At 44.0% G+C, this 6,314-nt stretch carries 7 protein-coding genes; 1 reads left to right on the top strand and 6 read right to left on the bottom strand.

The genetic code is table 11. The annotated features are described in order from the left end of the window. A partial coding sequence (locus A3761_RS09015) for a 4'-phosphopantetheinyl transferase superfamily protein (protein ID WP_156491772.1) occupies positions 1-560 on the bottom strand: 560 nt, incomplete at its 3' end. Between the two features lie 222 nt (positions 561-782). Here A3761_RS09015 and A3761_RS09010 point away from each other — a divergent pair. After that, the gene (locus A3761_RS09010) at positions 783-1,934 is read left to right on the top strand and encodes an aminotransferase class V-fold PLP-dependent enzyme (RefSeq protein WP_068515235.1); all 1,152 of its coding nucleotides are present in this window, start codon (positions 783-785) and stop codon (positions 1,932-1,934) included. A gap of 342 nt (positions 1,935-2,276) precedes the next feature. On the opposite strand, the gene sixA is transcribed toward A3761_RS09010, so the two are convergent. The 5 genes from sixA to A3761_RS08985 all read right to left on the bottom strand — a co-directional run bounded on the left by sixA (position 2,277) and on the right by A3761_RS08985 (position 5,951). Further along, positions 2,277-2,735, bottom strand: a complete 459-nt coding sequence (gene sixA / locus A3761_RS09005) for a phosphohistidine phosphatase SixA (RefSeq protein WP_068515010.1) — start codon at positions 2,733-2,735, stop codon at positions 2,277-2,279. A 2-nt stretch (positions 2,736-2,737) separates the two neighbouring features. Then, on the bottom strand, positions 2,738-3,004 hold the full coding sequence (locus A3761_RS09000; protein WP_068515237.1) for a DUF4389 domain-containing protein: 267 nt from the start codon (positions 3,002-3,004) through the stop codon (positions 2,738-2,740). A 3-nt stretch (positions 3,005-3,007) separates the two neighbouring features. Further along, on the bottom strand, positions 3,008-4,039 hold the full coding sequence (locus tag A3761_RS08995) for an NAD(P)H-dependent glycerol-3-phosphate dehydrogenase (protein WP_068515257.1): 1,032 nt from the start codon (positions 4,037-4,039) through the stop codon (positions 3,008-3,010). A gap of 150 nt (positions 4,040-4,189) precedes the next feature. Next, on the bottom strand, positions 4,190-4,699 hold the full coding sequence (locus tag A3761_RS08990; RefSeq protein ID WP_068515259.1) for an STAS domain-containing protein: 510 nt from the start codon (positions 4,697-4,699) through the stop codon (positions 4,190-4,192). A gap of 64 nt (positions 4,700-4,763) precedes the next feature. Beyond that, the gene (locus tag A3761_RS08985) at positions 4,764-5,951 is read right to left on the bottom strand and encodes a PP2C family protein-serine/threonine phosphatase (protein ID WP_068515264.1); all 1,188 of its coding nucleotides are present in this window, start codon (positions 5,949-5,951) and stop codon (positions 4,764-4,766) included. Between the last annotated feature and the right edge of the window lie 363 nt (positions 5,952-6,314).

The raw sequence follows: 6,314 nt of genomic DNA, 5'->3' as shown, positions 1-6,314 counted from the left end.
AATAGAAAGGAAAAGCTTTTAAGCGGAATAGACATGCCTCGCCCATCTGCTTTCATATAAGCTTCTTTCAAAGTCCAGAGAGAAAAGAAACGATCTCGAAATGCTTCTTGGTCGAGCTTCTCTATCTGGGCGTATTCCTTGGTTGAAAACGAGTATTTGGCCAAAGGCTGAAAATCAACCTCACGCTTATGCGATTCAATGTCCACCCCCAACACCTCATCACGAGAAAAAGCCAGTACGATATGATTGTCAGAATGCGACAAATTAAAGCTCAGCGGGTAATTCGGCAATTCAGGTTTACCGTAATCATTATAATTAAAGCACCATGTTTTAGGTGAATTCCCGGGGAGATATCGGCTAAGCAAGGTGCGTAAGAGATAGCGCGATACGAGATATACATGACGATCTTTTTCAAAGACAAAACGTTCGTATCGCACACGTTCGTCCTCACTCAAAAGAGCAAGAAACTCATCAATATGAGACGCCACATTTATACGTTCAACGGAACAGAGCCAAAGATCTATGCGCTGAGCTTGCATAGCTTTTACCGATAAATTCACAAAACCTTCCACATACACTCGCCACAAAGCTCGCTATAAACGCAAGCTTTGAATCAGGCAGAACAGCTTAACAAAAGAAAGCTCTGTCGGCACTGCTTTAGTCTCCATCGACATCGGCGTTTTAAAGAATGCCCTGATCAGATACGAAAACATTAAAATGCCATCTTATTTCGTATATCATCAGAGCTTCTCCCGGTCCAACAAGCTCAAAACGGTGTCAACATGCCAAGCTTTACCCATTTCCCCCAAGCTGAAACACAATTCCCTCAAGACAAGGAATTATGCTACCTGAATCACGCTGCGGTAAGCCCTTGGCCTGCATGTACGGAGCTAGCCGTTGCCAGGTTCGCCAAAGAAAATGTTTACAGCGGCGCTCAGCACTACCCTCAATGGTTACAGGTCGAGCAAGAACTGCGCGAGCGCTTGGCCAAGTTAATCGGCCTATCATCTACCCATGAAATCGCACTGGCAAAAAACACCTCCGAGGCACTGTCAATGATTGCCTATGGCATTGAATGGCAAGCAGGTGATGAAGTAATTATCAGCAATCAGGAATTTCCGTCTAATCGCATAGTCTGGGAATCCCTGAGCCAGTTTGGTGTCACTGTAAACGTAGCAGATATAGACAAACAAGACCCTGTGCAGGCGATACAACAGCTGATAAGCCCCAAGACCAGGCTGGTTTCTATTAGCTCTGTTCAGTATGCAAGCGGCATTACAATTGACCTCCCGTCTCTTAGCCAGCTATGCAAAGCAGAACAATGCCTCCTTTGTGTGGATGCCATACAAAGTCTGGGCGCATTACCTTTCGATCAAACCTTAATCGATGCTGATTTCATTGTTGCCGATGGACATAAGTGGATGATGGCCGCCGAAGGTTTAGCGCTTTTCTATGTGAAAGGCATACATATCGAAACACTGAAGATCAATCAATTCGGTTGGCATATGATCGAACAGCGCGGCAACTACGACTCGCCCGAATGGACGCCAGCAAAGGACGCAAAACGCTTTGAGTGTGGCAGCCCCAACATGCTGGGGGTACAGGCTTTAAATGCCAGTTTGGGGCTACTGCTGGATATAGGCATCGACAATATTCATCAAGCCATATGCGAACGAACGAACTATCTGAAGGCACAATTACAAACCATTGATGACCTTTGTTTCATTTCTCCTGAAAATAAAAACCAAGCGCGTCAAAGTGGCATTATCTGCTTTCGCATTGAGGGGAAGGACAGCACTGAGCTATATCAAACACTTATGTCACGTAAAGTAATCTGTGCAAACCGGGGAGGAGGTATTCGTTTTTCCCCGCACTTTTATACCACCAAGCGAGTGATCAACCGGGCTGTAGAGATTCTGCGCGACTTAGTCTAAATAATTGGAGTCATTCATTTAAGAACCCTTCTTTTGGCTTTCTCCGTGCAGGCCACCTGCCGCTCTGTGTCCTCTGTGGTGGATTTGTTTTTTGGTTTTGATTTCAAGATTAAACCCCTTAACCACAGAGGGCACGGAGCGCTTTGCTGCACAGAGGAATAATAATTCTCTATAGAGCTCCTCTATAAAATGGGTGCAATTCAGGGCAGAGTAGAACATCTCCCCGAACTCATCATTCCCGAGGTGTTTTTACCAGGAAACCAGCTACGTCGATACCTCGTTCTGACCCTCATGGATCCCGGCTTAAGAGCACACCGGGCTAACAAAGAGACCTGTGAATTATTAGTGCGGGATAAGATCCTGGTGTAAATAAGCTAGGCCGGCTTCCATCAGCTCAAGCTCCAGTACTACTAGCTCACTCGTGATAAAAGGATGAGGTTGATAGGTATTACCTTCAACCAATAGGCTCACTAAGTCTCCGACCAATGGCTGATGCGATACCAACAGCACATTATCAATTCCGGCCTGATTAAGCTGACGAAGCACTTGTTTCGGCGAGGAGTCGGGTGTAATAAAAGGCTTGGTATGAACATCGCACTTCAGCTGGTCTTGATAAACCTTTGCCGTCTGCTGAGCTCTTAGTAAGGGGCTCACCCAAATTTGGCTCACCTCACTTAATATACTCAAATGCTCTTTTGCTAAAGCACTTGTCTGCTGCACACCTCTTTCTGTCAAGGGGCGAGAGAAGTCGCTTTCTGCATAAAATGATGCCTCACCATGCCTGGAAATAAAGAGCTTCATCGCTACTTAATCTCATCCAGAAGCTTGTCTTTAGCTTTTGCTTGCGGCCAATCAGAAAATGGATAGGGCTTCACTTCACTTGCGTAGCTCAGGAATTCACTAATTTGTTTTAGGTACAAGCCCAAAGTCCTACCGGCATCTTTTAAAGATTCACTAGGCTCTCCCGTTGAAAGCTTTAACACGGTTTGAACGAGAGCGATTACAACCAAAACAATATCAGTAAGACTATAAATCAAACAAAAAAGGATCAAATATAAAACTTTTATCACGCGCTACACCTCGTGCTTTGCTAAAGTAAATTCAACATCAGTATTCTGCTCACCAGACATCAATTTTTCGATGATAACTGACAAAGGTACCTGTTTGTAAATCATCATATATAAGCCCTGTACTAATGGCATATATATATCGTTATCGTCCGCATAGCGCTTAACCTGAGCCAGAGTATTCACCCCTTCCGCAACTTCACCCAACTCCTCTACGGCCTGCTCCAAGGTTTTCCCTTTACCAAAGGCATAACCCACCCGGTAATTCCTACTTAGCGGGGAACTACAGGTCGCAATCAAATCACCCACGCCCGACAAACCTAGGAAAGTGAGCGGATTAGCACCCTGCGTTTGCGCAAAGCGCCCCATTTCAGCCAGGCTTCGTGTAAGCAGCATGGCAATCGTATTCTCACCCAAACCCTTGGCTGCAGCGACACCCGCCATAATAGCGTAAATATTCTTCAACGCGCCGCCTAACTCAACACCATAAACATCAGCACTGGCATAGACTCTAAAATAGGAGCAGCCTAGTGCATCCTGAACACCCTTTCTTAAGTCTGAGGACTCGCTTGCAATCACCGTGGCCGTTAGCTCATGTTTGGCTATTTCCTTGGCTAGGTTTGGCCCGCCCATAACGCCCACCTGAAAACCGGGAAGCTCTGCCCGCAAAATATCACTCATCAGGTTTAGTGTGCCCGGCTCGATCCCTTTTGTAGTGCTCACCACCCATTGATCAGGCTTAAGATAGGATTTTGCATTTTCTACAACTGCCCGAAAAGATTTACTCGGCACGGCAAAAAATACGATATAGGCATTGTCAACGGCGTCACTTAAGCTCGTTGTTGGAATTAGGTTTTCATGCAAGGACAAATCAGGCAGATACTTGGTATTAACCCTGGTTTGAATAATGGACTCTACGGATTCTTCACTGCGCATCCATAAATATGTCTTAATCCCGGCTTCGGCAGCAATATTAGCAATCGCAGTTCCAAAACTTCCACCACCCAGAACAGCGATAGCCGATTTGCTATGTGACATGATTTAAGATCTCTTGTTTAGTTGATTAGACTTGTTTGCCAGCTCTTTTTGCTGCAAGACAATAATAGAAGGTCACAAGAGAAACCTGAAGCAGGAAAGCCAAAATACTTTGCTTCCTGACATAATATTAATAACTAAGCTTTATTCACCTTAGCCCGCAACAAAGGCCTGTTCCTCTACATCGCCTTCAAGTGTCGCCACTAAGTCTTTGAACTGTTCACGGTTGTGCTCGTTCAGGTTCATCAAAACCTTGTGAGCATTGAGAACATTGGTTCTTAATTCTTCTTCGGTAATATCTTGGGGTGCCAGCTCAGTCAGTCGTTGGCTCGAGTCTGCCGGTTCAGTTAGAATAAGATAGACACTTTCGAAGCCCATTGTCGTTATGACACGAGTAATGTCAGGGTTAGTCGATACAATGGAAGGCAAGAAGTGGCTTTTTTGCTTCGCCTGAATAGCCAAGCGAGCAAGCAAACCTAAAGTGGTACTGTCAATTAAAGTCGTCTCACTCAAATCAACAACGATTGATGCAAATTCAGGGTCAGACGTCATTGCTTCAATAGCAGAGTCAATCGTTGAGCAAAGATTCAATCGAACCTCTCCCACCAATTTCAACACATAAACGCCGCTGCATTCTGCTTGTAGTATTTTACATTTAGACATAGTCGCTCAACCTTTAATGCTTGTGATTGACATATTCAATATGGAACGTATGTTCTGCATATCGCTACCTTTTACTTCCGTCACTGACTGCACTCACCGAAAGAAAGGCAATATCATCAGGTATTTCTTTTAAGTCGTCCAAGCCTAAGGAAGAGAATAGCTCCGCTACACCCGCCCTGTTTTCTGCTACAACGTCCAGTAGTAGCTGTTCCTTATCATTCAAAGTCTCGCCGGGCATCACCTCGAGAATACCGTCAGAAAATACCGTGATTCGAAATTCCGGTGTAATTTTCCGATGGTAGACTTCGAATTCTGGCTCAGGAAATAAACCAACGGCCATTCCTTTACCTTCTAAATACTCTGCCCGCCCTTGCTCACAATATACTGGCATAGGGAAATGCCCTCCTACCGAATATCGTAATTCCTGGTTTTTCTCATCGAGAATACCTGCAAACATCGTTACATGCTTTCCCAAATCACTTGCCAACAGCTCAAGATTAACACGCTTCAAGAAATCATTCGGACACGAAATCTCATCACTAGAGCCGCGTTTAAAGTTACGCTTTAAACGCATCGTCAGGTTTTTCAGCAATACCGTCACAAATGCAGACGATGCACCATGACCAGAAACGTCGGCAAAATAAAATAAGCTACGATGATCGTCAAGATTAAAATAGTCTAAGAAATCGCCGCTTAAGTACAAAGATGGCATCACTCGATGCTCAAAGAAAATATCGTTCACTTTCTTTTCATTTTTTGGCAGCATTTTCTTTTGAATTTGCAAGCCGGCTTTTTGGTCAGCCCTCAATTCCTGGAGACCCGCGCTCAGTTTCTTATAGCCTTCTTCAAGCTCTTTCTGTAAATGCTTATTATGCTTACTTAAACGAACCTTCTCTAGGATTCTATCGATCACATGATCAACATTAATATAGTCATTGACAGGTTTTAGAATGTAGTCCGAAGCACCTGCTCTTAAACACGCGACCACATCACCAGAGTTTGGCGTTTCCGATACAACAACCAAAGGGATAAGGTAACTATCAGCCTGACCCAATGATAAGTGAGCAATATCGGCATTGGTTACATCAGCAAACACCAAATCTACTGAAGTACTTGCCAATAACTCGTTTGCGTTATCGATCGTTGATGCAGTTTTTACTTGATAGCCCTTGGCACACAGATAATCTGCCAAGCGTAACAAGTCCTCTTTATGAGGGTCTAGCACCAGAATATGTTCAGCTAGCTGATCCATGATCTATACCTGCCAAACATTATTTAATAAGGTCAATACAATACTCACTAATTAATCACAGCCTTTTTATAACGCTTGATATACAGCGGCTAAGCTTTAAGGCACCCGACATACTATGCCTGGCGCGGCATCAAGGTTAATTTAATAATTCGAGTATAGGACAAGCTGAATACACGTCTAACCAAAACCGAGAATAATTTCATTTTTTCACCGGGACTGGCTAAAGATCACAGACTTACCGTGCGATACGCCAAATTCCTAACGATTTCACTTAAACTGATTAAACCTGCACAAGCATGCTAAAGTAATTAAAGAATTAATATACTTCTGCATAAAAGCTAAGTATTAACATACTCTTTTTAT

This window comes from Oleiphilus sp. HI0123 (assembly GCF_001635315.1).
The sequence above is the reverse complement of the archived record's forward strand: the minus strand, read 5'-3'. Positions and strand labels throughout refer to the sequence as shown.

Excerpts from the sequence above, each read along its gene's own strand:
- A3761_RS09010 (WP_068515235.1), top strand. The coding sequence starts at position 783 with ATGCCAAGCTTTACCCATTTCCCCCAAGCTGAAACACAATTCCCTCAA.
- sixA (WP_068515010.1), bottom strand. The coding sequence starts at position 2,735 with ATGAAGCTCTTTATTTCCAGGCATGGTGAGGCATCATTTTATGCAGAA.
- A3761_RS08995 (WP_068515257.1), bottom strand. The coding sequence starts at position 4,039 with ATGTCACATAGCAAATCGGCTATCGCTGTTCTGGGTGGTGGAAGTTTT.
- A3761_RS08990 (WP_068515259.1), bottom strand. The coding sequence starts at position 4,699 with ATGTCTAAATGTAAAATACTACAAGCAGAATGCAGCGGCGTTTATGTG.
- A3761_RS08985 (WP_068515264.1), bottom strand. The coding sequence starts at position 5,951 with ATGGATCAGCTAGCTGAACATATTCTGGTGCTAGACCCTCATAAAGAG.